Genomic DNA, 25,539 nt, shown 5'->3' on the forward strand with positions numbered 1-25,539 from the left:
TCTGTATTCAGAATCTAATCAGAAATTAGAAACGGAATTTAGCATTCAAGCCCACAGTTTGGGTATCTGTTGCAACATCTTGATCCAGATTAGCATTTTTAGTTTCGTAGTTAGCATTAACATAGCTAGCACCTACAGATACTGCTGGAGTAACGAAGTAGTTTACGTTCGCACCTAAAGCTTTATCTGGAGAACCTTCATAGCTAGATTCCATATAAGAAACGCCAACACTTAGTTTAGGGTTGAGGTAAAGCGTTGTACCTAGGTTATAAGCAGTGTCTTCACCGTAAACTAAACCAGATTCAAAACCGATCGACATAGTTGTACCATCGATTGCACCTACGTATTTAGTACGTGCAGTAATTGCATCTTGATCTTCATTGATAGTCATCGTCTCAAGAGCTGCTTTAGCAACACCATTAGAAACGATATTGAAAGCATCGTAAGAAGTCTGGTCAGCAACACTTGTATAACCTACAGTAACCAGGAAATTAGGAATAGGTAATACACCCACTTCTAATGCATAACGGTCACCATTGTCATCTTTTTCACCAGCTTTATTGTCAATAATAGTATGGTTATAAGAAGCGCTTGCATATGCTGGAACAAGTTTAGTTGGGATGTAGGCTTCACCTTTCACACCATAAGTATGGTAGACGGCACGGTCACCAAATTCTTGTCCATCTTCACCGTAGCTATAAGCCGCAGAAACATTAGAAGCTTGGTTTAGGAATGCTGCTTCAGCTAAAGGGCCTTTAGAAGCATCAACATCTTTCAGGTAGTAAGTACCTTGAACAGCACCAGCAAAATCTTTGTCATTGGCAGTATTGTCAATGTGTTCTGCTTGACCTTGAACTTCAAATTGATACGCTTGAGCACCGGTCATCGCTAATAATAAAGCAGTGGCTAAACCTAGTTTTTTCATGATTATTACCGTTTTTCAAAGGGGAGGTAAAACAGGGGGTAATTGTATTGTAACAATTTATTAAGTCAATAAACCTTTTAAAATCATATAAATGTGAATTTTATAATTGTTATGTTTTTGTAAAGATTGTGAATTTATTATTCAACTGCTTAGTTCTAAAAAAAATACTGATAGAACAAATAATTACTTAAATAAAAAGAAATAATATAAAACACGTGAAAATTCACATTTATAATAGGTGGTTATTGTTTAATTTAATTCAAATGTATATAAGAATTGGAAAAACCAATTCTATAGAGTCAAACCTCTCCATATAAATGATTAAGAATGCCTAGATCACTTATTTAGTTGATTCAATAATTCTTTTCTAATTCATTAAATTTATTTTTTATTTAAATTAAATCTAATTTTGTGTAAAAAACAGACAAATATCAAATCCAACTAATTTAATATGCTTTACATTCTACATGAAAGTTACGATAATTAATTCATCAAGTTAGATGATGTATTTACTTAAATTCTTTATTTGACCTGATTCTCCACGAATTTTGTGTTTTATCGGCCCAGCTTTCCCCAAGGTTGGGCTTTTTTTTGCCTGAAACTTAAGTAGAGATGAGTGAGGGGATAAAGACCAATCAATAAGTATAAATATTAAACAAATCAAGATATATTTTAAAAGAAATTAAAGCACCATAATGGTGCACTACCTTTGGTAAGATATTATATAAAAAATGAAATAGATAAAAAAAACCCCAATTTTCAATGAAAATTGGGGTTTTTTAGCCAAAATTTGCGGGTAAATTAAAATATCTGCTGAGGAAAAATTTAATTCGCCCTAATGCGGTGCATTATGCACTTAATTGTTGCATGTGTAAACAGCAAACAATATGAATTTCAATTTTTTTTGAAACTATTTGATACATCCGCTGGTTATTTGCTGAAATTAAAAAATTTTATTTTAAATATAAGGACATAAATTAGGACCTACATGACTTTTGAGTTCAGTAAAGTTATATAAAAGCATTTAATATAAAGAATTTTTTCTTTCTGAAGAAATGGATTTTTTGTATAATAATTAAGATAAATCAAATACTTTATTAATTATTAGTCTGAGGGCGTACGCTAAGACAATGAATACTCTGCGCTCTGAACAAATCAGTAAACACCTTTATTGCGCAATGTCTGTCATTATTTTATGTCTGCTGTTCATTTGCATTCCTCTCATTGTGAATAGCACTCAAAGTTACCTTAAGGCTGTGCGTACTTCTGACGAATTACATGCCCTGCAAGAAGTTGCCATTCTGGCCAATAAGATTTCCAAGGAAAGAGCCCCTGCCAATAAAGTCCTTTCCAGTACGCCTGAAGAGATTCACCAACGACAACAAGAACTCGAAATTTACCGTAAAGAAGTAGATCAGCAGTTCGAACATACAGCAAAAGTATTACAGCAAGTGGGCTTCCCCCATTTAAGTCAACGTTTGGAAAGTGCGGTTCGACCAAGTCTGGAGCAGGGACGTTTACAGATCGATAGCTATGCAAAAATTCCTTGGGAACAGCGTAATGCTCAAGCACTTGATCAGGCGATTGCTGCAATGTTTAAGGCCTGGGACAATTGTCGTATTATCCTAAAAGGAGTAGTAATTGCTTCTAATACTACCTCTACCTCTACCTCACAAAATAATTTTATTTCTCAGATTTTATTTTTATCTGACTTGAGGGATCAGGCAGGGCGTGCCGCCTCTACAATCATGGCTTATGTGACTTTCGACCAACCGATTCCTGCTGCAAACCTAACCCGTGCCATGCAAGTCCAATATCGGATCCATTATCTTTGGGATTTAATCGGCACATTGCAGCCGGAAGAGGACAAGACTGAAGAATTCAACCGGTTGCATAATGCTGTCGATACGGTATTTATTCAAAAAGGCTTACCGATCGTTTCAAGTCTGGTGGAAGAGAGCATTCAGCAGGTTCCTTATCATTTGACAGGAACAGAACTCACCAATGCGATGGTTGATAAATTTGCTACCGTTGTTGACCTGCAAAGCCATTTACTTGAGTACAGCAATCAGGTTGCAGAGCGGGAAAAATCTTCTCATTTGCAGCAATTGCTCTGGACAGTTTTACTTTCATTTGTGTCTTTAGGAGCAGCAATTGCAACGATGATTTTTGCACGTAAAAGTGTATTTCAGCCGCTGATAGAAGCGCGTCAAATTCTGTTTACGCTTTCGGAAAATGGTGATACCAAAGCTTTATCATCGAATGCCCATACTAAATCTGAATCCTTATTTACTGCCATTCAAAGGTTGCAACAGATGTTGCAGCAACGTGATGCCTTAGAATTCAGGCTTAAAAATATTGCTCATTCCGATCCTTTAACCGGACTGGCGAATCGGTTCGCCCTGGAGGAATACACTCGTTTTCTGGAATCACATCCTTCACAGTTTAGTCAGACGTGTTTGATGATTATTGATATTGATCACTTTAAGCAGGTGAACGATCAGTATGGACACATTATCGGAGATGAAGTCATTCAGTTTGTGGCGCAGTGCCTGAAGGACAATGTCCGTACTTCTGATTTACTGGTACGTTATGGCGGGGATGAATTTCTGGTTCTGATCGAAAATATTGACTTCGATAATGCCCGTAAGATTGCTGATAAGATTCGAAGCGAAGTAGAGGGTGCTTATATTTTAAGTGAAAATGGTGATCAGATTCAGGTCTCGGTCAGTGTGGGGGTGGCGATAGGTGCGCAGTCCTGGATCAGCCTGTTTACCAAAGCGGATAAGGCTTTGTTTGTGGCTAAAGGTCAAGGGCGTAATGCGGTGGCTGAGGTTTAGTTCATATATTTTTAATGTCTTTTACTTTATATATCCATGTTTTTAAAATGAAAAAAACGATGAATAAATCACTGTTTTAGCACAACATCTAATTCTTTAGAATCCGCCCTAACCCTCTTTTAAAAAGAGGGGCTAGGGGAGATTCCTTATTTCAATAACGGCTTTAAGAACCGCGCGGTATGCGAAGTCTTACTCTTTGCCACTTCTTCAGGTGTGCCTTCCGCGATAATCATACCGCCACCTGAACCCCCTTCAGGACCTAAGTCCACGATCCAGTCCGCAGTCTTAATCACATCCAGGTTATGCTCAATCACCACAATGGTATTGCCCTTGTCACGGAGCTGATGCAGGATATCCAGCAATTTGGCAATATCATGGAAATGCAGGCCAGTCGTCGGCTCATCCAGAATATACAGGGTTTGGCCGGTATCACGTTTTGCCAGTTCACGTGCCAGTTTCACCCGCTGTGCTTCACCACCAGAAAGTGTTGTCGCAGACTGACCCAGACGGATATAACCTAAGCCAACCTGATGTAAGGTTTCCAAGCGACGGTGAATCACTGGAATGGCATCGAAGAAATGCATGGCATCTTCAACAGTCATCTCCAGTACATCAGAAATGTTCTTACCTTTGTAATTTACTTCCAGCGTTTCACGGTTATAGCGCTTGCCATGACAGGCATCACAAGGCACATACATATCCGGCAGGAAGTGCATTGCCACCTTGATCATACCGTCGCCTTCGCAGGCCTCACAGCGACCACCTTTCACGTTAAACGAGAAACGGCCGGCTGCATAACCACGTGCCTTGGCTTCCTGTGTTTGTGAAAACAGTTCACGAATCGGAGTAAACAGACCGGTATAAGTCGCTGGGTTGGAACGTGGTGTACGTCCAATTGGACTCTGGTCAATATCTACAACTTTATCCAGGAATTGCAGACCATCAATCGAATCAAATTTCTCTGAGGTCTGAGTGGTTGCACCATTGAGCTGTGTTGCTGCTAGTGGCAACAAGGTCCGGTTAATTAACGTCGATTTACCTGAACCTGATACACCCGTGACACAGGTCATCACCCCTAATGGAATGGTCAGGTCGACATTTTTCAGGTTATGGCCTGCTGCACCCATTAGCCTGATCTGTTCTTCCGGTTTTGGTGGTTGGGTCCGTTTTTTCGGTACTTCAATTTTCAGCTTGCCAGACAGATATTTACCAGTCAGGGAATCTTCATGTTCAGCAAGTTCCTGATAGGTTCCTTCAGCAATCACATGACCGCCATGTACGCCGGCACCTGGACCGATATCAATAATATGGTCGGCGGCACGAATTGCATCTTCATCATGTTCAACGACCAATACCGTATTACCAAGATCCCGCAGACGTACCAAGGTTTGTAGCAGACGGTCGTTATCACGCTGGTGCAGGCCAATCGAGGGTTCATCCAGCACATACATGACACCCATCAGACCGGCACCGATCTGAGAAGCCAGACGGATACGTTGTGCTTCACCACCAGATAAAGTTTCAGCTGAACGGGACAGACTCAGGTAATTTAAACCAACAGACACCAGGAAGTGCAGACGCTCACGGATTTCCTTAAAAATCTTATCGGCAATTTCACCGCGGGCACCTTCAAGATTCAAACCTTGATAGTAGCTTTCGGCGTCACCAATCGACATGCGGGTAATGTCAGCAATGGTCTTGTCCAGAATTTTGACATTACGTGAAATTTCATTCAGACGTGAACCATCGCAGGCATCACAGGCGGCATTGGACAAGTACTGTGCCAGATCATCACGGACATAATTGCTTTCAGTTTCACGATAACGGCGTTCCAAATGCGGCAGTACACCTTCAAAAGCAATCACACGATTATGACGGCGACCGCGTTCATCAATATAACTCAGGTCAATCTTTTCGCGACCGGTTCCATAGAGGAATTTCTTTTTAACATCGGCTTCGAGCTGATTCCATGGCGTATCCAGTGAATAGCCAAAGTGATTGGCGACCTTTTCGATCATGCTGTAATAATATGGACGCTGACGGTCCCAACCCCGGATTGCGCCTTGACTGATACTCAGTTCAGGATTTGGAATCAGTTTATCTGCACTAAAATGGCTACGCGTACCGAGGCCATCACAAACCGGGCAGGCACCAAATGGATTATTGAACGAGAACAGACGTGGTTCCAGTTCCGCCACCGCACGATCACATTTCGGGCAGGAATGTTTGGCTGAGAAAACACGATCTGGCCGTTCGCCTTTCATCCGCGAGACAATGGCAATATCGCCACCCAGACGAAGGGCAGTTTCAAAGCTCTCGGCAATACGGTTACCCAGATCATCACGGACTTTAAAGCGGTCAACCACCACTTCAATGGTATGCTTTTTCTTTTTATCCAGTTCCGGCGGAGGATCAATTTCCATGATCTCGCCATCCACGCGGGCGCGTACAAAACCCTGGCTCTGTAACTGTTCAAATAATGCGGAATATTCACCCTTGCGTTCACGTACAACAGGCGCCAACAGCATCAGGCCAGTACCTTCTTCCAAGCCTTTTACCGCATCCACCATTTCACTCACGGTTTGCGCGACCATCGGCAGGTCATGTTCTGGACAATAAGGTGTACCGACGCGAGCATACAGCAGACGCAGATAGTCATAAATTTCAGTAATAGTCCCCACGGTTGAACGCGGGTTGTGGCTGGTCGACTTCTGCTCGATCGCGATGGCCGGACTTAAGCCTTCTATCGAATCGACTTCCGGTTTTTCCATCTGGGACAGGAACTGGCGTGCATAGGCAGACAATGACTCGACATAGCGGCGCTGACCTTCGGCATACAAGGTATCGAATGCCAGTGAGGACTTACCTGAACCAGACAGTCCCGTAATCACCACAAACTTGTCGCGTGGTATATCAAGGTTCACATTTTTAAGGTTATGGGTACGTGCGCCTCGAATACGGATGTGGCTTTGGCTCATGCAATGATCCTAGAATATTCATCAAAAACCCTTATATGATACCGGATGAAAAATGTTCAAGTGCAAATAAAAGTATTTTAAACGTCAAGTTATGTCGGTGATTGGTCAAAAGATCAGTACCAAAGCAATAAGTTAAAAATGTATGAGATATTTTTTCCGATTAAAATTTTGGTCCTGCTTTTAATCAAAGCATTTGAACATGGATTTAAGCTCTGTAAAAAAACACAGAGTGCTTAGCATTGCGGAGCATCGATCCAAGATAAAAATTAGGATCATTGTGCCTATTTAGAATTTTGTAGAAAAAATAAAAAGCCCCGTATTGAACAGGGCTGAATTCAGCTTGTATCAATCCAGACCAGGCCACTGGCGTTGCTCAAATGCGCTGTCCCAGAACAACCATTCCAGACGCGCTGCATGGGTATAGGCTGTATGCATTTTTTCCAGGGTGTCGGCATCGACACGCGCTGCTACGCGATCCACAGTTGCAATCACATTGCGTACAGCAGTATGGAAATCTTCCCCGGCGTAAGTATCAATCCAGGCCTGATAAAGATTATTGGCTGCGGCCTTATCGACAATATCCTTGCCGACTTCTGCATAAATCCAGAAACATGGCAGCAGGGCTGCCAGCACCACCGGATAGCTTTCGGCCCAGGCAGTTGCCTGCAAATAGGAAGTATAGTGATGGCAGGCCAGAGTCAACGGCGTATCTTCGAACTGGGCTTTGCTGATACCGAAATCCTGCATAAAGCCATTATGCAGGCTGCGCTCGACCACAATCGCAATTTTAGCCGCTTCACTAAACTGGATCACATCATCAGCCTCAAAGGCTTTGGCGGCACAGACTGCCAGTGCACGGCCATAGGCCAGCAAATAATGCGCATCCTGAATCACATAATGACTGAAGGCATCACGGCTCAATGTGCCTTGTGCCAGCTGCTGGTTAAAAGGCAGGGCCAGGGTCTTTTGATAAAGTTCGAGGTTACGTTGCCATACGTCTTGAGAGAAACTCATACTGAAATCCTGAGCAGTTGAAGTCAAAGCATGCAGCACTATAGCAAAGATCGACCCGTTGAAAAGATCGATAGATTTGAAAAGCAGAAAATACGCAAAAAATGGTTCAGGAAGTGCTTTGGTTTATGCGGCAAAAGTTTCATAATTGAGACAAGTTTTAGTCTTGGTATTTCCCTACAATAAAAGAAATACACTCAATGAAATTTATCTAAGGTCGATTTGTATGTTGAAACATTTTGGTTTCTCAATCGCATTTTCGATCGTGTGCCTTGGTTTGTCTGCTTATTGGGGTTATACCCATGGTCCGGAAGCGGGCCTGCAAACCATGTTCACAGCACTGACCATTACCGCCATTCTGGCGATTATGGAAGTGTCGTTGTCCTTCGATAACGCGGTTGTCAATGCCTCTGTTCTGCGTGGCTGGGATCATTTCTGGAAAATGCTATTCCTGACAGTGGGTATTCTGATTGCAGTTTTCGGGATGCGTCTGATCTTCCCGGTGGTCATTGTTGCAGTGACTGCAGACCTGGGCTTTATGGAAGTGGTACGTCTGGCCCTGAATGATCCAAAAGAATATTCAGCGCGTTTGATGGCGCATCATCCTGAAATTGCGGCATTTGGTGGTGCCTTCCTGTTGATGGTATTCCTGAATTTCTTCCTGGATGAAGAAAAGGATACCCACTGGTTCAGACGAGTAGAACGCCGTTTATCCAACCTGGCCAGTGTTCCGGCGATGTCGGTCTTTATTGCACTGGTGGCCTTGTTAATCATGGCAGCCAATGTCGATGAAGCCAAGCGTCTGGTCGTGACCATGGCGGGAATCTGGGGCATCGTGATTTATATCGGGGTGCAGGTGCTGAGCCATATGCTCGGTGGTGAACCGGAAGTCGATGAAGAAGGCAATGCCATTCGTCATGATGAAAATGGCGTACCGACGGGTGTAGTGAAAGCCGGTATTGGTGGTTTCCTCTATTTAGAAGTTCTGGATGCCTCGTTCAGTTTTGATGGCGTGATAGGTGCCTTTGCGATTACCTCAGACGTGGTGATCATCATGCTCGGTCTGGCAATTGGTGCGATCTTTGTTCGTTCAATGACGATTTATCTGGTTGAGCAGGGCACATTGGATGCCTATATCTATCTGGAACATGGTGCGCATTATGCGATTGGTGCCTTGGCTTTCATTATGATTGCCAGCGGAACCGGCCTGCATGTACCAGAATTGGTGACCGGTCTGATCGGTGTGGCCTTTATTGTCTGGGCAGTGATTGCCTCGATTCAGTACAAGAAGCGTCAGGCAGCTTTAGACAAATAAAGTGCTGACCCTGAATGAAAAGCGTAGCTTCGGCTGCGCTTTTTTATTTTTTAGATCAGCATCATCTTATTTCAAATAAAATTCCTGCATCCATCCCGGCCGAATGTCCTATAATCTTCGCCTGAAGATCCATCAATTGAACTACCATAATTTATGATGAATGCCCTAGAACGTCGCTCAACCTTTGCGCTTAGCAGCATTTTTGCACTGCGTATGCTGGGGTTGTTTATGATTATCCCTGTATTTTCGGTTGCAGGACAGTCATATGAATATGCTACGCCGGCACTGATTGGCCTGGCAGTGGGGGTTTATGGTCTGACTCAGGCCATTCTACAGATTCCCTTTAGCCTGATTGCAGACCGTTTCAGTCGCAAACCGTTGGTGGTCATCGGGTTATTGCTATTCGCTCTGGGTGGTGCAATTGCCGCCATGTCGGACACAATCTATGGAGTGATTATTGGGCGTGCCATTGCGGGCGGCGGTGCGGTTTCGGCGGTGGTCATGGCATTGCTTGCCGATGTGACCCGTGAAGAAAACCGCATGAAAGCCATGGCGACCATGGGCATGAGTATCGGCTTATCTTTTGTGGTGGCATTTACCTTAGGTCCTTGGTTAACGGGTCTTGTGGGTATTTCAGGGCTGTTCTGGGTGACTACCATAATGGGGTTGGCGGCAATTGCGATGCTGCTGATGGTGCCAAAAGTGACCCGTCATCATCGTAATTTTCAGCAGGGGTATCTGATTCAGCTGAAACAAGTCCTAAAAATGGGTGACCTGAATCGCCTGCATGTTTCGGTGTTTAGCCTGCATCTGTTACTCACGGCAATGTTTATCTATGTGCCTTCGCAGCTGATTGAGTTCGCTAATATTCCTTTGGCCAGTCATGGCTGGGTGTATCTGCCCTTACTCGTGATTAGTCTGTTCTTTGCTTTTCCAAGCATTATTCTGGCGGAAAAATACCGCAAAATGCGTGGTATTTTCCTGACTGCAATTGCGGGAATTATCGTTGGCCTATTGGTACTGATTTTTGGCTTTGAATCGAAATATATCCTGCTCACTGGTTTAGGGATCTTCTTTATTGCCTTCAATGTAATGGAAGCCTTATTACCATCGTGGTTATCCAAGGTTGCGCCAATTCAGTCCAAGGCAACAGCGATGGGCGTGAATGCCAGCAGTCAGTTCCTCGGCGCCTTCTTTGGCGGTACGCTAGGCGGACAACTTTTGTTGCTGAATGATACTTCCATGGGTTGGAGTATTTTGACTGCGGTTGCTATAATTTGGCTGCTCATTAGTTTTGGTCTGGCTCAGCCGCGCTATCTTTCGTCCCTGGTGTTAAGCCTGCCTGAAAATCGACAAACAGATGAATGGACTTCACAGCTTTTATCTATTCATGGTATTGAAGAAGTCGTGGTGATGCCGGAACAGCAAGTGGCCTACGTCAAGGTTGATAAACAGCAGATTAATGATACTGCGCGACAACAATTAACGCACTTGTTGGGTAAAGAGGTAGCCATTTAAGCATAACTCTTATAAAGTAAAATATAGAAACAAATAGGAAGTATAGGTCTCATGCGTGGTGTAAATAAGGTTATTTTAGTAGGTACTTTAGGTCGAGATCCTGAAACAAAAACTTTCCCGAATGGGGGTTCTCTCACTCAATTCTCTATCGCGACCAGTGATTCGTGGACGGATAAGAACACTGGTGAGCGTAAAGAGCAAACAGAATGGCACCGCATTGTGCTGCATAACCGTTTAGGTGAAATTGCACAGCAGTATCTACGTAAAGGTTCTAAAGTCTATATCGAAGGTTCACTACGTACCCGTCAGTGGACAGACCAAAGTGGTCAAGAGCGTTACACTACAGAAATCCGTGGTGAGCAGATGCAAATGCTGGATTCTGGCCGTCCTCAAGGTGAACAGTCAGACAATGGCGGTTTTGCACAGCCACGTTTCAACAATAACCAGGGCGGCTATGGCAATAACAATGCTGGTCAACAAGGTTATAATGCACCACAGCAAGGTGGCTTCAATAATGCACCTGCGGGTGGTAATGGCTATGGCAATAATAACCCAAGCGGTTTTGCGCCAAAATCTGCACCAGCTCCAGTTGCAGCGCCTGCAGCAGACCTGGATGATGACTTACCATTTTGATTAAAATTTAAAGCAGAAAAGCATCCTTAAAAGCCCGTCATCCGACGGGTTTTTTTAAACACGTTTATTTGTTTTCTTCTTTTTAGGAGATACCCACATTGTGATGAGGGCACGGCATACGGTTTCTTGTGCCATATCCAGAACCTCAACATTAACCTGGTATTCAGCAATTTCATGCCATTCAACATTTAACTTTGCAGGTGTGGCAATGGCTCTTAAATCGGTCGTTGCTTTTTTAAGATATTCGACCTGCATACCTTTTAGAATCCAGGAATGGGTTTTGGGGACGCTGGCATCGGTCATGGTACCTGCTGCCAGTTCAGCCAGATTGCATATGGCAATCGCATGGATTGTATCTAGATGATTGAGTACAGCCGCATGTTTCTTCATGCTCACTTCGCAATAATACGGAGCAAGCGTTTCGAGCAATGGGGAAATATTGCTGAAATAAGGTATTTTTATGCAAAGTAATCTGGAAAATATGTATTTACCACCTGGTTTTTTGTGAAAGGTTTTCCATATTTTTAGAGCCTGGCTCATGATCGCGATCCTGCGTAAGAGGTGAATAATAATAAGATCCTCATATAGAATAATATTCTGTATTTGCAGGACTCACAAGAAAAGTGTTTAAAATAGACAAGTTAATGATTAACGGTGCCGAGTACATTAAGGAGAATGCAAGGTATGGATGTATTGGAAGGGAGTTATCCAGGCGGACGCTTGGCCTTAAAGCGTCAAATTCTGAATTGTGCGCTACAGGAATTTGTACAGAGTGGCATAGCTGCAACGACGATTGAAATGATTCGGGATCGGGCAGAAACCAGTGTTGGCGCAATTTATCATCATTTTCATCACAAGGATGGGATCGTAGCTGCGCTGTATCTAGCCGCTTTAAAGGATCAGTCCAGCCGACGTTTAGATGCCTTATCCCAAGCGAAAAGTGCTGAACAGGGTATTCATGCCATTATCCGAAGTTATATTGATTGGGTCATCAGTTATCCAGATTTTGCCCGTTTTCTCTATGCAGCCCATCATGTGGTACATACCTCAGAGCTGCGTCAGGATCTGGAACAGCGTACCAGCCAGCGCAATCAGGATTTAAAGAAATGGCTGGCCCAGCAGTCAGATGCCGCTTGTCAGCAAGCTGTCCCACCTGCTTTACTGACCTCTTTAGTAATTGGCGCGACAGAAAGCTATTGCCGTGCCTGGCTGGCAGGTCGAGTCAAGGATTTTCCGCAAAAGCACGTATCTGCTTTGGCACAGTCAGTTTGGGATTCTTTACAGCATTTTTCTCGGTAGAGGTCAGGAGTTAAATTGGAATAAAAGATAATAAGTAAAAAATTAATAGAATTTATAAATCTAAAAAACCGATAGTTTTTATAAAAAGTTACGGTTTTATCTATTATTAGTTTTTGCGTATTCTTAGTTCATCGAATGAATTCCCGCGAACTGATAGGAAAAATCACATGAGTTTAATCAATACTGAAGTTAAGCCATTTAACGCAACTGCTTATCACAATGGTCAATTTATTGAAGTATCTGAGCAGGACATGAAAGGCAAATGGTCTGTTGTATTCTTCTATCCTGCTGACTTCACTTTTGTTTGTCCAACAGAATTAGGCGATCTTGCTGATCAATATGCTGAATTCCAGAAATTAGGTGTAGAAATCTATGGTGTATCCACGGATACGCACTTCACCCATAAAGCTTGGCATGACACGTCTGACGTGATTGGTAAAATCCAGTATCCAATGATTGGCGATCCAACCTGGACTCTGGCGAAAAACTTTGAAGTGCTGATCGAAGCTGAAGGTCTGGCTGACCGCGGAACTTTTGTGATTGATCCGGATGGTAAAATCCAGATCATTGAAATCAACGCAGGTGGTATCGGTCGTGACGCGCAGGAACTGCTTCGTAAAGTAAAAGCAGCTCAGTACGTATATGCTCATCCAGGTGAAGTATGTCCTGCAAAATGGAAAGAAGGCGAAGCGACTCTTGCTCCTTCAATCGATCTGGTAGGTAAAATCTAATTCGACAAATCTTTATCAACCATAAGAAAATCCAGCCTTCAGCGCTGGATTTTTTTATGGTTATTCGAAAATGAAAGGACAATTAAATCATATAGCCTTGATGACTTTCGGCTGTGGCAAGCAAGCCTTCAACCAGATGCTCGATCAGTTTTTCATCACCCGACGCTGGCTTTTACATAAGGTATAAACCAGTTGTAGGGTACCAGTACTGACACCAGTATTGTCTTATATTTGGGATACTGCATTTCATTGGCCTAGTATCGATAGTTATCCGCAACGCATACAATGAATACATGTTTATCCTATTCAGATAGGAGTAAAAGATGAAAAAAGTCATAGGCGTTTACCGTAGTCAGCACATGCATTGGGTTGGTGATGGATTTCCGGTTAAAAACCTGTTTTCTTATGACCGTCTTGGTCAGGTCATCAGTCCGTTCCTGTTGCTGGATTATGCAGCGCCGTATCATTTTGATCCGACTACGGTGCAGCAGGGTGTCGGTTCACATCCACACCGTGGTTTTGAAACCGTGACGATCGCCTATCAGGGTGGAGTAACACATAAGGATTCTGGCGGTGGTGGCGGTACGATTCAGGCAGGTGATGTACAGTGGATGACTGCAGGTGCAGGCGTGGTGCATGAAGAATTCCATTCTCCAGACTTTGCCCGGAATGGTGGTCTGTTTGAAATGGTCCAGCTGTGGGTGAATTTACCTGCCAAAGACAAAATGACTACACCGCGTTATCAGGCACTGACGGCAACTGATATTCCCCGGATTGAAATGGATGAAGGTGCAGGGCATATCCGGGTCATCGCTGGTGAACTTGATGGGCATCATGGTCCGGCGCATACCTTTAGTCCGGTCAATGTCTGGGATGGTGAACTCAAAGCAGATTATGAAACGATGCTGCAGATACCTGCCGGTCATAATGCTTTGCTGGTGCTATTGAGTGGAGAGCTGGTAGTGAATGCTGGCCAGAAAGTTCTGGACAGTTCTATTGTGATATTTGCTCAGGATAGCGATCCTATAATCCAGATTCAGGCTTATCAGGACAGCAAATTCGTAGTCTTGACTGGTGAACCCTTGAAGGAACCCATTCAAGGTTATGGTCCTTTTGTGATGAATACCAAGGAAGAAATTGTCCAAGCCTTCCAGGATTTTAATCAGGGTAAATTTGGAGAAATTCCGGTAGCTACTGAATAAAAATGTCAGTCCAGAAAGAAAGAAGCCTCTGCAGTGCAGAGGCTCTTAAATAGTTATGCGCTGTAAGTTCTTCTGATTATAAGATTTTTTAAATAACTTCAACACTGTGGAGGGCGATGGAGTTATCATTTTATTATGCAGAAAATTATAGCGCTTCTTGTATCTTTTGTAAAACGAAAGTTAAAAAATTGGTTAATTTAAATGTATTGTTTTTAAAGGATAATTTTTTTAAAAATACAAAAAATATCAATAAAAGCATAAATTTAAACAGTGTTAACTTTTTATATTAAAAATGTAAAAAATTATGAATTTTCAAGCGCTTTAGTCCATCTGAAAAAAACGCAATCTGGAAGATTTTAATAGCCTAATTACGGCAGGCTTGGTACATAATTTCTAAAAGTTTCTCAATGACGGATGATCAGTTTGGATATCGCAGTAATTGGTAGTGGCATGGCCGGACTGGCTACAGCCAGAATTCTTCAGGATGCAGGACATCACATCACTATTTTTGAAGCGCTGCAGGGGCGCGGCATGGACAGTCACAGCCTCGAGTTTGAAGGTGGACTAGTAGATGCTCCTTTGCGTGTGATGAATCCGTACTTGTGGAAAAATACGCTAAGTCTTGCGACTCATCTGGGGATCAAGACCTATCCGGTACGCACTTATATGGCGTGCAGCTGGTTATTTGAGGACCGGACTGAAACCTGGCTGACGACTTCGCGTAGCCGAATTGGTAACTTTCCGATTATCAATAACCGTAAAGGCCTTCAGCAGTATGGCTGGCGTCTGGTTAAAGGTTTATTACAACTAAAAACAGCGTTGAACAAATTCTTTAAATCTAAAAATCAGGATATCAGCCTGGCAGAATTTATTAATCGCAATGATATTGAAGAAGTATTCTGGCATGGTGCGGTGATGCCAGTGCTGTATACCATCTGTACCTGTAACCCAAAAACCATTGGTGAATGGCCAGCCAAGCCCTTATTGATTTTCCTACGTCAACTGACAGATGGCGATGCATTATTACGTATGCAGGGCGGTACACCAGCCTTGGTGGATAAACTGATTGAAGGCATCGACATTGTCAGTGGTGCAGCAACCACGCTGGTACAACAGCAGGGTGATCAGGTCCGTGTAGAAAATGCGGCGGGTTATTCCAAGTTATTTGACCGTGTCATCGTTGCTACACCCACCAACAAGATCGAGGAATTTCTTGATAAAGACCAGTTTGCAACAGATATAGAATTATTGAAAAAATTCCAGTTTGAGCAGGGGCAATTGGTAATCCATACCGATACCAGCGTGATGCCGCCGAAACGTAAAGACTGGGCAGTACTAAGCTATATGATGGACCGCAAGTTTACCCGTCAGCAGTTTACGGTATGGCTCAATGCGGTTGAACCGACATTGGTAGGTAAATCTCCGGTATTCCAGACCTGGCGCCCGGTGACTGATATCGATCCGAAGAAAGTTATTTCTTCTGTGACACTGACCCGCGCAGTGGTTGATGCGCATACTGTAGCCTTGAACAAGGAATTACAGCAACGTCATCTGGATCAGGACCGTAAGGTATTCTATTGTGGTTCATGGTCATGTGATGGCTTGCCAATTCTGGAATCTGCAGTTACTTCAGCGATGAAGATTGCAGAAATCTTTGGCGCACCATTGCCATTCGAGGGATTAAAACCGAATATTGAGGTTGCACCACAACTCGGTTATTAAGCATGAAACTGTTCCAGGCCTTTCGGCAGCGTCTACCCGAGCATAAATATGCTATTAATGCGGCATTGCTTGGAGATACTTCATTATTGCCCTGGAGCAATCTTGGTTACTGGCAGACAGGGCAGCAGGACTATGTTGCTGCTTGTCAGGCTTTGGCTGATCATCTGGCTGCAACCATTCATTTAAATTCAAAAGATAAATTACTGGATCTTGGCTGTGGCCAGGGTGCCAGTCTGCTGCATTGGCAGCAGCACTATCAGGTGCAATACCTGGCAGGCGTAGAGCTACAGAAAACTTGTGTTACCAGGATTCAGCAGCATTTACCTGAACTGAATGCAATTTATCATGCTTCTTTTCTTCGACTAAAAGATATCCATTTCCCACATAAGTTTAACGCTGTGCTGTGTCTGGATGCGGCTTATCACAATAGCGTACCAAGCTTGCTGGAACAGATAGTCCCAGTTTTGAATTCAAAAGCGCGAATCGGTTTTCATCATCTAGTCTTGTCTGAGCGCTGGAAAACTTTAAATTCATTTCAAAAGCGTAAATACCAGCTTTTGCTGAAATCAGCAGATGTCAATTTAAGTGATTTGATGCCGCTCGGTACGCTATATGAATGTCTGGATCAGTTTGAATTCACAGATGTTCAGGTTGAAGATCTGTCAGAATCAGTCTTTGCCGGTTTTGCCAGGTATGTACAGCAGGATTTAAATTCAAAAAAAATGGTTCAGTCTGTAAAGACGTCCAGACTAGATGAATTTAAAATTCAGATGACCGCAAAACTATGCCGAAAGCTTTTTGAAGAAGGTGTGGTGCGGTATGTGCAGATCAGCGCGAAAGCAAAGCACTAGAACAGTGCCTGAAAAGATCAAGCCCGTAGAAAATGCAGACTCCAGAAACATCAAAGCCTCACTAAAAAAGCGAGGCTAAGAAAATGGTGCCGGCACACGGATTCGAACTGTGGACCTACTGATTACAAGTCAGTTGCTCTACCAACTGAGCTATGCCGGCGTTGTGGTGTGCATTCTACAGATTTTTCGGGGTGATGCAAGCCAAAAAATAACCGTTTAAATGCTTTGGTGAAATTTTAAGTTTGATTGAATTCTGCATGATACGAAAAGCTGCAAAACTTGAAATACATCAGCTGGATTCATGAAAATCGCCCACATGCGAAAGTGTGGGCGAGGGTGGAAAATGTAAGCTGGTTTCAGAGATGAATAAAAACTAGGTTTATCGGCTTTTTAGGATACGGTCCAGATCCTGAGCACATTCCTCCAAGGTAAAGGCCATGTCAAACTGCATTTGGGGTTTGAGTTCTTGAGCGAGGCTTCTCCACTGTTCGATGAGTCTGAGGGCTTTTTGAATCTTATGTTTGTTGACGTCTTTGGCAATGGTCGGAGTGTAACCGCCACGTTTAGCATTTTTGATCTGTTTTGCATAGTTTGCGCTGTTATTCATGTTCGCTCCCGAATAGCAGTGTGTCTATCTTTTAGCTTTTAGTTTGAATCAAGATCAATGGCGTGGTTGGTTGGATCTACTGGTTTTTGTTCTCCTTTTATGTGCCCGCTAAGAGCAACATAACATAGCGATGATGACAATAAAATTAAGCTATTTTTATGCCAAGTTAGAATTCAGTAACTGAATTTTTTGTATAACTTTCATGAAGTATATATAGGGAAAAGAGGGCAATTCATTTGTTCATTAATTAAAAGACAAGCATTAGCAAACGACATTGTCCTTCTTCTTATAAAAATCCAGTGCTAGCTTCAAATCCTGTGCTAACTGTTCTTTTGTGTTTTCTGGCGCAATTTTTATAAAGGCAGGTACATATTCTTTAAAATACACCTCAGGATAATCTTCGCAAATGATTTTCTTGCGAAGTTCCATAGGTGTAGCCGGGTTATCTAACTGGTCCAGAAAACCACTGATTTTCTGATCCGCCTGTTCAAACTGAATGACATCTATAGAGTTTTTATCTGTCGACATTGCGGCTTCTGCCTGCTCAGGCTGCTTTTGGCAACCAGCAATAACAAACATAACGAGCAGGGTAGTAAAGGTTAGTTTTTTCATCGTCTTTTCTAGTTGTTATCCGGGGCTGAATAATAAGAGTATAAGAGAATTCACCACTGTATAAGAACTGATTTTTTTTAAAATAAAAAAATACCTCCATCATAAGGAAGGAGGTATTAAATTGGAAAAGAAACTACAGCGAGCTTCTGATTACACATTTTATATTAGATCACTTTTCAAACAATTGGCAGAATATTACAAGCTTAATAGTGATTCATAAAATTAAAATTAATGTAACTTCTAAAAATGGAATTTAGCCAACATGCTTAATGAGTTTTCCTTTATTAAGCCGTAAAAATTAAAGAATCTGATTAAATATTTATGCTTTTCTAGGAGCTAAAAATGAAGGCGTTGAGGAATAGTCAATAGTGAAATTGCAGCATGATATGTAATTACAGCCAACAAAAAAGGCTTAAACCCTTTAGATTTAAGCCTTTTAAGACATCATGTGGCTACATGATAATGATATTTGGCGGTGAAAGAGGGAGTCATATTTGTTTTTTAAGTAAATGAAATATAATTAAATAAAAATATATATTTTTGATTATACCCACATTTGTACCCCCAACTACATAAGGGTGCCTTTATGTCATCTGATGCTTATTATAAAATGAACAAATAACAATCAGTTGCTATATCTGAATTATTTTACTCACAGTGAATCGATTTTGGTAGTAATTGAACGTTCAGGGTATGCAAGTCGAATGACCACACATGATTTTAGAACAATGTTCAGTACGGTGGTGAATGAGTCGAATTTATTCAATATAGATGCGATTGAAAGTCAGCTTGCTCATGTTCCCCAGAATAGAATTCGTTCGGCATATAATCGAGCGCAATATTGGGATGAGCGAGTGAGATTGATGCAGTGGTATGGGGAGCAGGTAGAAGGATGGATGGCTCAGTATTGAGCCTTACCTTTCTAGTTACTTATAGTCTTTATATTCTTCATATTCCTTATTAATCAATTTTTCTAGAAGTTCTGATTCAGAAATATTGTAAAGCTCTGCTAATTCTTTCAATCGAACCTTTGTATTTTTTCTTAAGGGTAAGTGAAATTTCTTTTTAAGATTATCCTTATTTTTTAATCTGAAAACATTTTGCTGCCATGCTTTTTTAAGTTTATTTAAATCATTAATATATTTTTCTCTATTATGAATGTAAAGATCGTCAAAATAGGCATAGATATAATTTTCATGTAACTTTTCTTTTTCAAAAAGAAATTGAGGGAAAACATTGTATTCAAAATTTTTATCAATATAGTTTTTGCTCCACTCTATAAAATCTTTATCCTTAATGTATTTATTTAGATTTATTTTTTCTTTTATTATTTTATCAAAATCAGCAATATATTCTTCCAAGTCTAAATTTTTTTGAATGATATTGTGCGTTATTTCGGGGTTTAAATAAATCAAAGCTAAAATAAAAATTCTAGGATTATTAATGTTTTTATGAACTTTATGATTGGCGTTTTGTCTAAGTATTTTAGGGTTGTGGGCGGATTTGTGTATTATATTATTATTAATTTGACTTGATGTTTCTGAGTTTTTTAATTTTTTAAATGTACTTTCTCTAATAAAAATAGGTATATCGTAGTCTTGGGTGAATCTATTAATTAAGAACCAACATAATCTGTCATCCTTTAGATGTAGATTAATATCTATATTTAAAATATATTCTTCCTGTTCTTTATGACAATTCTTAATAAAGATATTTATTTCTTCTTCTTCAAGTTTAGATAAAGTTGTTTTTATATAATCAAATAAATATTTATAAGAATATTTTTCATTATAAAAATTGAAAAAATCACGAGGGGTGTAATTATTAGTGCTAGCCACTTTCCAAGCTATCCATACATACTCATGCTCTTTAAAACCTCTTAAAAGTTTGTCAATCAAAAGCCCTTTACGGATATTGTGATTTACTGAAGTTAAGCCCATTTTTATTAATTACCTGTAGTATTTCTTGTAGTATTTATACTAATATTTTCTCTAGTATTTTTCAATATTGAAATCACCTTGAATGCTTAAAAATATTAGCTTATGGACATTTTTATTAGCTATTAATTAGGTTTTAGCTTAACTCTAGCTTTTTGGAGACTCGATCCTACATGAATTTAAGCGTAGAGCAGGGAGGAAAAGTTTTTCATGTAGAGAATAGGTACTGCACTACAGGAGGAATTTGGACTCCCTAACGCTTTGGTTATTAATCTAATCGTTTATTAGGTAACACTTTATTGTGAAGTAAACGTATATATATACTGAATTCCCTATCTCTTATGTAACTATCACACACATAGGTTTAAACATGAGAATTTCAATTAATCAGGAAAAACTTACACTTGAGATTGAGAAATTTTTAAAACGTTTAAAAAGAGAACGAACAAAATGGGATGAATTCTATTCACAGCTTATAGATCTATTATTTGACTTTAATGATATTTATGATCCTGATGATGAATACATAGGTTATCTTAAATTCTTTGTAATTCTGAGATATGACTTACAGAGAATAGACTCTGGTTATTTTGAACTTATGGATGAGTTAAAGATAATTGGGTACAGAGAGATGAGAAAATGGTTTTTAGATTTATTTGAGCTTTTCAAGAAAGATTATGAAACTATTGAAAAACAGAAAGATGAAAATAAAATTGAAGTGCAGGAATATTGTAGATCAATACTTAATAAATGCAGTCGAATATTAGTTGCTCGTGTAGACTTGGGTTATTTGCAAGAATATTCTAGTCGAATCAGGGTTGAAGATATTTATAAGGACTTAGATATACTGCTTAATCGTATCCAAAATAAAGATGGCATATTTAAACATGTGATTGGATATATATGGGGAGTGGAGCAAGGCGGTAAAAGTAAAGGTTTTCACTGTCACTTAGCAATCATTTATGATAATGCCTATCGTGATGGAAGCGCAGCATATTGGGGGGATGAAATAATCGCGCTATGGAAGGATATTACTAGAGGTTATGGTCAAGGATATAATTGCTGGAACCGTGAACGTGTAGCGAAACTTCGAAGAGAGAATAAGCTAGGGATCGGTGTGATTTATCGTCGTGATTCAACCCAAGTGACAAATTTCATTGAGGCAATGGAATACATTGCTGATCATCACAAACGTACTCTTCAATACTTACGTGTAAAGCCCAAAGGACGAAGAGTATTTGGTAAGGGTCAGTTAAGAGCGCAGTATGATAGACGCTAAATGAAAATAATCTCAGATATACATTATCTAGATGAAAACGAGTTTTTTAACTTTGCAAGGCTTGCCAATCGGTGAGCCTTTGTCATTTCTAGAGGTATATATTATGAGTTTAAATTGTCCTTATTGTTTTTCGGATCAGGTTATTCAAGTGGTTAATCAGCAGGTGAATGGTTCTGATTCTACAGGTCTAGCAGCGTCCGCATCGTTCGCAACTATCGGTGCAACCATTTCAAAGGGGTTGCCTTTGCCTGTATCCCCATTCATTGGTGGTATCGCTGGTGCAGTCATTGGTGGCTTATTTAGCAGCGTGTTTGATGAGCCTAAAAAGCCGATCACGATGACCTATTACCATTGCAACCACTGTCAGCAGAACTTCCGCTAATAACTCAGGAGATAAGAACGATGGCACATCAAATCGAACAAATCGCCTATGTTGGCGAAACCCCTTGGCATGGTCTGGGTAATCAGCTGAGTCCGAATCAACCACTCGAAGTTTGGGCACAGCAAGCTGGGATGGACTGGCGGATTGAATCCTCGAACGTCAGCTATATGGCACAGAATGAACGTGGTCAGAGCATCATCATGCCTTTTGAAGAGCAGCGAGTGTTGTATCGCTCAGATACCCATGCACCTTTATCTGTGGTCAGTCAGCGTTATCAGGAAGTTCAGCCTAAAGAGATTCTGGAGTTCTACCGGGATCTGACTGAGCAATCTGGCTTTGAGTTAGAAACCGCAGGGGTTTTGAAAGGTGGTAAGAAGTTCTGGGCTTTGGCACGTACCGGGCAAAGTACCGCGTTAAAGTCTAAGGATGTCAGTAATGGTTATATCCTGCTGGCTACTGCGTGTGATGGCACCTTGGCAACGACAGCACAGTTCACAAGTATCCGAGTAGTCTGTAACAACACTTTAGCTATTGCGTTACGTGGGCAGAGCAGTAGTGCAGGTGTAGTGAAAGTTCCACATAGTACCAAGTTTGATGCAGAGAAAGTGAAGCAGCAATTAGGTATTTCAGTGCGTGCATGGGATGAGCACATGTATGAGATGAAACAACTCACACAGCGTAAGGTGAGTCAGCAAGAAGCCAAAGCTTATTTTGATGCCGTATTCAACAACAGCACCATGTCAATTTCCGATCCTGAAGAAAACATTATTCAGTTCTATCGTAATGTCGCGCAGCAAGCTCAGGAGAAAAAGCCTGAACCGAATGGTCGTGCCATGAATAAAGCTTTGGACATGTTCAATGGGCAAGGACGTGGTGCTGACCTGTCATCCGCCAAAGACACTGCTTATGGCTTACTGTGTTCGATCACAGAATTTGTGGATCATGAACGACGTGCCATGAGTACCGATCATCGTCTTGATTCAGCTTGGTTTGGTGCAGGTGCGGGTGTGAAACAACGGGGATTGGAGCAAGCGCTTGCTTTGATCGCCTGAAATTAACTAACTCACTTATGTCGAAATCAAGTCACCCTAAACAAGTGCTAGTCAGAGCACTCATGTAACGCCTCTCAATTAAAACAGCAAACGAATCGCCATACCCGACCTCGTGTCGGGTATGGCTTTTTTATGCATTTCTTTTACAGAGATCAGAATTTATAAGGATAATTCCATGAATCAAATTGTACCTATTTCCCATCAGCCTACGAATGTAGGCTCAAAGATCGTAGTTAATCCAACCATCACTACTAAACGCTCAACAGCAGCCAAGCGGCTGGTCAACACCAAAGGGATGGCGTATCAAGATTGGCTCGAAGTTCGTAAACAAGGTATCGGTAGCAGTGATGCCGCGACTGCCTGTGGTCTCAATCCCTATATGTCGATGCTGGAACTCTGGCTAATCAAAACTGGACGACAGGCTCAATCCATAGAAGATGAAAGCTCAGGTGTAGCACCGCTATATTGGGGTAAGCAGCTGGAACCTTTGGTGGCAGAGTTCTATAGCATGCGCACCCATAACAAGGTACGACGGATCAATGCGGTGCTTCAGCATCCTGATCCCGATAAACACTTTATGCTAGCCAATCTGGATTACAGCGTAGTCGGCAGCGATGAAGTCCAAATTTTGGAATGCAAAACAGCAGGTGAGCATGGAGCAAAATTGTGGCGTGATGGTGTGCCTTTATATGTGCTTTGTCAGGTACAACATCAACTGGCGGTGACTGGTAAACAGGCAGCGCATGTTTGTGTCTTGATCTGTGGGCATGAAACCAAGATATTCAAAGTGACACGGTCTGAATCAGTGATTGAGCATATTGTTAAAGCAGAACGATATTTCTGGGAGTGTGTAGAAAAGGATATGCCGCCATCAGTCGATGCCAGTGAATCCGCAGCTAAAGCGATTCAACAACTTTATCCAGCGCATGTACCTTTAACGGTAGAGGATCTTTCGCAAAACGAAAATGCCAATTTGATGTTCGACCAGCTCATCAAAATAAAAGAAGAGATCCAGCATCAGCAGGAACGCTTTGACCAACTTAAACATGAAATTCAGATGATGATGCAAGACAAGGAAAGGGCAGTCTTTGCACATGGCTCAGTGGTCTGGAAGAAAGCCAAGGATTCTATCAGCCTCAATACCAAGACATTACTTCAGCACCAGCCTGAACTCATCGAGCTTTATCCACTTCAAAAGCAGGGCAGTCGTCGATTCAACATCTATACCGACTAAGCCCTATCTACAGCACCCAATCGAAAATTCACAAAAATCGCTCCCCGCTCTCTACCCTTCGGTAGAGAGCAAATCGGTCGCGATTTCTGTAGCACTTTATCTGGCTCTACATTCTTTGGGTCACTTATTTGGTCCTTGTTCCGACCTACATAGATAGACCCAAATTTGTAAGGTAATACATTAAGGAATATCAACATGATTAAAGGTTTAGCAATTACTCCACCAATCCTGGGGCGTATCAGTATCGGTCGTATGATCGAAAAGAATGGCAAGCGACTGCCTGAAAAAGATGATCAATTCACCATTACGTCCCAGATTCAAAGCAAAGAAGGCTGGGTCAAACATCCATTAGATGACCAGCTTCGAGCGAATACTCCGAATCAAAAGCTACGTTCAATCCCTGTCAGAATGATCTTTAATGATCCTGATTTAAACCTGCGTGCAGAATACAGCCTGTTTGACCGACAGACTGGAAGACCTGTCTGTGTCGGTAATGGAGAAACCTGCCAACGTTTAACCAATCAAGGCGTGGAGCAACTTCCCTGTCCATCCCCCGATTTATGTCCATTGGCTCAAGGAGGGAACTGCAAGCCCTACGGGCGTTTGCATGTGAACTTAGATGAATCGGATGAGTTTGGCACCTTCATCTTTAGAACTACAGGCTTTAACAGTATCCGGACTTTGGCTTCACGGCTGAGTTATTACCATGCGGCATCAAATGGTTTGCTGTCATGTCTACCCTTGCAATTGATATTGCGGGGCAAGAGTACGACACAAAGCTATCGTCAGCCGGTGTATTACGTGGATCTAACTTTAAGGGAGGGGATTAGCTTGAATGAAGCCATTATTCAGGCAAAGCAAATTGATGAGCAGAGTAAGCAGGCTGGGTTTTATCAGGAGGCTGTGGACTTTACCGCAAGGAAGGGCTTTGGGAATGGAAGGATGGACGTAGACATGGAGGAAGGTTTGGATGTGGTTGAGGAGTTTTATCAGCCTGTTGAAGGCCAGCAGATTGAGGAAACGCAGACTGCATTTGATATCCAACAGGGATTGAAAGGATCAGTGACGGCTTTAAATTAAATCGTACAGGGTAAAACCTTACGAGATTGCCGTATCTCATGAGCGAGTTGCTCGAAATCATGAGATAGGAGTAAACATCATGAATGCATTTGTTGGTCAAACTTTCCCGATGAATCAAATCATTAATATTAAAGAGGTAGTTCAATTTACAAGTATCAGTCGAGCTAAAATCTATGAAATGATCAATGAGAAATCAAAATACTACGATTCTACTTTTCCAAAGCCTGTGCGACTAAGTGAATCTCGTATTGGCTGGTCAGCTTGGGAAATAAATCAATGGATTGAAGATAAGCTGGAAAATCGTGAATAAAAGTGGGGAGCTTCGGCTCCC

22 protein-coding genes, 1 tRNA gene and 1 pseudogene are annotated in these 25,539 nt (G+C 41.7%); 16 read left to right on the top strand and 8 right to left on the bottom strand.

All coding sequences use genetic code 11. The annotated features are described in order from the left end of the window. Positions 1-25: 25 nt before the first annotated feature. On the bottom strand, positions 26-925 hold the full coding sequence (gene omp33-36 / locus C8322_RS00715; RefSeq protein WP_111810265.1) for a porin Omp33-36: 900 nt from the start codon (positions 923-925) through the stop codon (positions 26-28). 1,130 nt (positions 926-2,055) lie between these two features. Between omp33-36 and C8322_RS00720 the strand changes: the two genes are divergently transcribed. Further along, positions 2,056-3,765: a GGDEF domain-containing protein gene (locus C8322_RS00720; protein ID WP_008305146.1), complete on the top strand. Its 1,710-nt coding sequence runs from the start codon at positions 2,056-2,058 to the stop codon at positions 3,763-3,765. A gap of 146 nt (positions 3,766-3,911) precedes the next feature. On the opposite strand, the gene uvrA is transcribed toward C8322_RS00720, so the two are convergent. Then, a complete protein-coding gene (gene uvrA, locus C8322_RS00725; RefSeq protein ID WP_005220621.1) occupies positions 3,912-6,743 on the bottom strand; it encodes an excinuclease ABC subunit UvrA in 2,832 nt (943 codons plus the stop codon). A gap of 345 nt (positions 6,744-7,088) precedes the next feature. Then, on the bottom strand, positions 7,089-7,757 hold the full coding sequence (gene tenA / locus C8322_RS00730) for a thiaminase II (protein WP_008305148.1): 669 nt from the start codon (positions 7,755-7,757) through the stop codon (positions 7,089-7,091). Positions 7,758-7,980: 223 nt separating this feature from the next. Here tenA and C8322_RS00735 point away from each other — a divergent pair, with 223 nt between their 5' ends. The 3 genes from C8322_RS00735 (at position 7,981) to ssb (ending at position 11,220) form a co-directional block, all read left to right on the top strand. After that, complete coding sequence (locus C8322_RS00735) at positions 7,981-9,069, top strand: DUF475 domain-containing protein (protein ID WP_034592551.1); 1,089 nt, start codon at positions 7,981-7,983, stop codon at positions 9,067-9,069. Positions 9,070-9,222: 153 nt separating this feature from the next. After that, positions 9,223-10,587, top strand: coding sequence for an MFS transporter (locus C8322_RS00740; RefSeq protein ID WP_005220623.1), 1,365 nt, complete (start codon positions 9,223-9,225; stop codon positions 10,585-10,587). A 51-nt stretch (positions 10,588-10,638) separates the two neighbouring features. Then, the gene (ssb, locus tag C8322_RS00745; protein WP_071320869.1) at positions 10,639-11,220 is read left to right on the top strand and encodes a single-stranded DNA-binding protein; all 582 of its coding nucleotides are present in this window, start codon (positions 10,639-10,641) and stop codon (positions 11,218-11,220) included. A gap of 54 nt (positions 11,221-11,274) precedes the next feature. On the opposite strand, the gene C8322_RS00750 is transcribed toward ssb, so the two are convergent. Next, the gene (locus C8322_RS00750; RefSeq protein ID WP_111810266.1) at positions 11,275-11,760 is read right to left on the bottom strand and encodes a hotdog fold domain-containing protein; all 486 of its coding nucleotides are present in this window, start codon (positions 11,758-11,760) and stop codon (positions 11,275-11,277) included. A gap of 144 nt (positions 11,761-11,904) precedes the next feature. Here C8322_RS00750 and C8322_RS00755 point away from each other — a divergent pair, with 144 nt between their 5' ends. The 5 genes from C8322_RS00755 (at position 11,905) to C8322_RS00775 (ending at position 17,025) form a co-directional block, all read left to right on the top strand. Next, complete coding sequence (locus tag C8322_RS00755) at positions 11,905-12,519, top strand: TetR/AcrR family transcriptional regulator (RefSeq protein ID WP_111810737.1); 615 nt, start codon at positions 11,905-11,907, stop codon at positions 12,517-12,519. A 167-nt stretch (positions 12,520-12,686) separates the two neighbouring features. Beyond that, entirely contained in the window at positions 12,687-13,250 is a 564-nt protein-coding gene (gene ahpC / locus C8322_RS00760) for an alkyl hydroperoxide reductase subunit C (RefSeq protein ID WP_076752916.1), read from the top strand. Between the two features lie 323 nt (positions 13,251-13,573). Next, positions 13,574-14,452, top strand: coding sequence for a pirin family protein (locus C8322_RS00765; protein ID WP_111810267.1), 879 nt, complete (start codon positions 13,574-13,576; stop codon positions 14,450-14,452). 414 nt (positions 14,453-14,866) lie between these two features. After that, complete coding sequence (locus C8322_RS00770) at positions 14,867-16,174, top strand: FAD-dependent oxidoreductase (protein ID WP_071320867.1); 1,308 nt, start codon at positions 14,867-14,869, stop codon at positions 16,172-16,174. A gap of 2 nt (positions 16,175-16,176) precedes the next feature. After that, complete coding sequence (locus C8322_RS00775) at positions 16,177-17,025, top strand: SAM-dependent methyltransferase (RefSeq protein WP_111810268.1); 849 nt, start codon at positions 16,177-16,179, stop codon at positions 17,023-17,025. An 84-nt stretch (positions 17,026-17,109) separates the two neighbouring features. On the opposite strand, the gene C8322_RS00780 is transcribed toward C8322_RS00775, so the two are convergent. From C8322_RS00780 to C8322_RS00790, 3 genes are all read right to left on the bottom strand, one after another. Next, positions 17,110-17,185: transfer RNA gene (locus C8322_RS00780), tRNA-Thr, on the bottom strand. A 219-nt stretch (positions 17,186-17,404) separates the two neighbouring features. Continuing rightward, positions 17,405-17,632 carry a hypothetical protein gene (locus C8322_RS00785; RefSeq protein WP_004813658.1) on the bottom strand — a complete coding sequence of 76 codons (228 nt, stop codon included), beginning with the start codon at positions 17,630-17,632 and terminating at the stop codon, positions 17,405-17,407. Positions 17,633-17,893: 261 nt separating this feature from the next. Then, positions 17,894-18,244: a hypothetical protein gene (locus tag C8322_RS00790; RefSeq protein WP_111810269.1), complete on the bottom strand. Its 351-nt coding sequence runs from the start codon at positions 18,242-18,244 to the stop codon at positions 17,894-17,896. A gap of 656 nt (positions 18,245-18,900) precedes the next feature. On the opposite strand from C8322_RS00790, the pseudogene C8322_RS14505 reads away from it, so the two are divergent. Beyond that, positions 18,901-19,155 (top strand): annotated as a pseudogene (locus C8322_RS14505) (tyrosine-type recombinase/integrase); the annotation flags it as partial. A gap of 15 nt (positions 19,156-19,170) precedes the next feature. On the opposite strand, the gene C8322_RS00800 reads toward C8322_RS14505, so the two are convergent. Next, complete coding sequence (locus C8322_RS00800; RefSeq protein ID WP_111810270.1) at positions 19,171-20,184, bottom strand: hypothetical protein; 1,014 nt, start codon at positions 20,182-20,184, stop codon at positions 19,171-19,173. A 367-nt stretch (positions 20,185-20,551) separates the two neighbouring features. Here C8322_RS00800 and C8322_RS00805 point away from each other — a divergent pair, with 367 nt between their 5' ends. The 6 genes from C8322_RS00805 (at position 20,552) to C8322_RS00835 (ending at position 25,518) form a co-directional block, all read left to right on the top strand. After that, positions 20,552-21,460, top strand: coding sequence for a YagK/YfjJ domain-containing protein (locus C8322_RS00805; protein ID WP_111810271.1), 909 nt, complete (start codon positions 20,552-20,554; stop codon positions 21,458-21,460). A 103-nt stretch (positions 21,461-21,563) separates the two neighbouring features. Then, positions 21,564-21,842 carry a hypothetical protein gene (locus C8322_RS00810; RefSeq protein ID WP_111810738.1) on the top strand — a complete coding sequence of 93 codons (279 nt, stop codon included), beginning with the start codon at positions 21,564-21,566 and terminating at the stop codon, positions 21,840-21,842. A 20-nt stretch (positions 21,843-21,862) separates the two neighbouring features. Further along, positions 21,863-22,894 carry a DUF932 domain-containing protein gene (locus C8322_RS00815; RefSeq protein ID WP_005180637.1) on the top strand — a complete coding sequence of 344 codons (1,032 nt, stop codon included), beginning with the start codon at positions 21,863-21,865 and terminating at the stop codon, positions 22,892-22,894. Positions 22,895-23,069: 175 nt separating this feature from the next. Then, a complete protein-coding gene (locus C8322_RS00820; RefSeq protein ID WP_111810272.1) occupies positions 23,070-24,128 on the top strand; it encodes a YqaJ viral recombinase family protein in 1,059 nt (352 codons plus the stop codon). Positions 24,129-24,323: 195 nt separating this feature from the next. Beyond that, complete coding sequence (locus C8322_RS00830; RefSeq protein WP_111810274.1) at positions 24,324-25,208, top strand: hydrolase or metal-binding protein; 885 nt, start codon at positions 24,324-24,326, stop codon at positions 25,206-25,208. Between the two features lie 79 nt (positions 25,209-25,287). Beyond that, complete coding sequence (locus C8322_RS00835; protein WP_005180632.1) at positions 25,288-25,518, top strand: helix-turn-helix transcriptional regulator; 231 nt, start codon at positions 25,288-25,290, stop codon at positions 25,516-25,518. Positions 25,519-25,539 lie beyond the last annotated feature (21 nt).

The sequence above is a fragment of the Acinetobacter sp. SM1B genome, assembly GCF_003289665.1.
Classification (GTDB): Bacteria; Pseudomonadota; Gammaproteobacteria; order Pseudomonadales; family Moraxellaceae; genus Acinetobacter; species Acinetobacter schindleri.

What these genes read in the sequence shown, in the direction of transcription:
- omp33-36 (WP_111810265.1), bottom strand. Translation starts at nt 925, where the DNA reads ATGAAAAAACTAGGTTTAGCCACTGCTTTATTATTAGCGATGACCGGT.
- C8322_RS00720 (WP_008305146.1), top strand. Translation starts at nt 2,056, where the DNA reads ATGAATACTCTGCGCTCTGAACAAATCAGTAAACACCTTTATTGCGCA.
- uvrA (WP_005220621.1), bottom strand. Translation starts at nt 6,743, where the DNA reads ATGAGCCAAAGCCACATCCGTATTCGAGGCGCACGTACCCATAACCTT.
- tenA (WP_008305148.1), bottom strand. Translation starts at nt 7,757, where the DNA reads ATGAGTTTCTCTCAAGACGTATGGCAACGTAACCTCGAACTTTATCAA.
- C8322_RS00735 (WP_034592551.1), top strand. Translation starts at nt 7,981, where the DNA reads ATGTTGAAACATTTTGGTTTCTCAATCGCATTTTCGATCGTGTGCCTT.
- C8322_RS00740 (WP_005220623.1), top strand. Translation starts at nt 9,223, where the DNA reads ATGATGAATGCCCTAGAACGTCGCTCAACCTTTGCGCTTAGCAGCATT.
- ssb (WP_071320869.1), top strand. Translation starts at nt 10,639, where the DNA reads ATGCGTGGTGTAAATAAGGTTATTTTAGTAGGTACTTTAGGTCGAGAT.
- C8322_RS00750 (WP_111810266.1), bottom strand. Translation starts at nt 11,760, where the DNA reads ATGAGCCAGGCTCTAAAAATATGGAAAACCTTTCACAAAAAACCAGGT.
- C8322_RS00755 (WP_111810737.1), top strand. Translation starts at nt 11,905, where the DNA reads ATGGATGTATTGGAAGGGAGTTATCCAGGCGGACGCTTGGCCTTAAAG.
- ahpC (WP_076752916.1), top strand. Translation starts at nt 12,687, where the DNA reads ATGAGTTTAATCAATACTGAAGTTAAGCCATTTAACGCAACTGCTTAT.
- C8322_RS00765 (WP_111810267.1), top strand. Translation starts at nt 13,574, where the DNA reads ATGAAAAAAGTCATAGGCGTTTACCGTAGTCAGCACATGCATTGGGTT.
- C8322_RS00770 (WP_071320867.1), top strand. Translation starts at nt 14,867, where the DNA reads ATGATCAGTTTGGATATCGCAGTAATTGGTAGTGGCATGGCCGGACTG.
- C8322_RS00775 (WP_111810268.1), top strand. Translation starts at nt 16,177, where the DNA reads ATGAAACTGTTCCAGGCCTTTCGGCAGCGTCTACCCGAGCATAAATAT.
- C8322_RS00785 (WP_004813658.1), bottom strand. Translation starts at nt 17,632, where the DNA reads ATGAATAACAGCGCAAACTATGCAAAACAGATCAAAAATGCTAAACGT.
- C8322_RS00790 (WP_111810269.1), bottom strand. Translation starts at nt 18,244, where the DNA reads ATGAAAAAACTAACCTTTACTACCCTGCTCGTTATGTTTGTTATTGCT.
- C8322_RS00800 (WP_111810270.1), bottom strand. Translation starts at nt 20,184, where the DNA reads ATGGGCTTAACTTCAGTAAATCACAATATCCGTAAAGGGCTTTTGATT.
- C8322_RS00805 (WP_111810271.1), top strand. Translation starts at nt 20,552, where the DNA reads ATGAGAATTTCAATTAATCAGGAAAAACTTACACTTGAGATTGAGAAA.
- C8322_RS00810 (WP_111810738.1), top strand. Translation starts at nt 21,564, where the DNA reads ATGAGTTTAAATTGTCCTTATTGTTTTTCGGATCAGGTTATTCAAGTG.
- C8322_RS00815 (WP_005180637.1), top strand. Translation starts at nt 21,863, where the DNA reads ATGGCACATCAAATCGAACAAATCGCCTATGTTGGCGAAACCCCTTGG.
- C8322_RS00820 (WP_111810272.1), top strand. Translation starts at nt 23,070, where the DNA reads ATGAATCAAATTGTACCTATTTCCCATCAGCCTACGAATGTAGGCTCA.
- C8322_RS00830 (WP_111810274.1), top strand. Translation starts at nt 24,324, where the DNA reads ATGATTAAAGGTTTAGCAATTACTCCACCAATCCTGGGGCGTATCAGT.
- C8322_RS00835 (WP_005180632.1), top strand. Translation starts at nt 25,288, where the DNA reads ATGAATGCATTTGTTGGTCAAACTTTCCCGATGAATCAAATCATTAAT.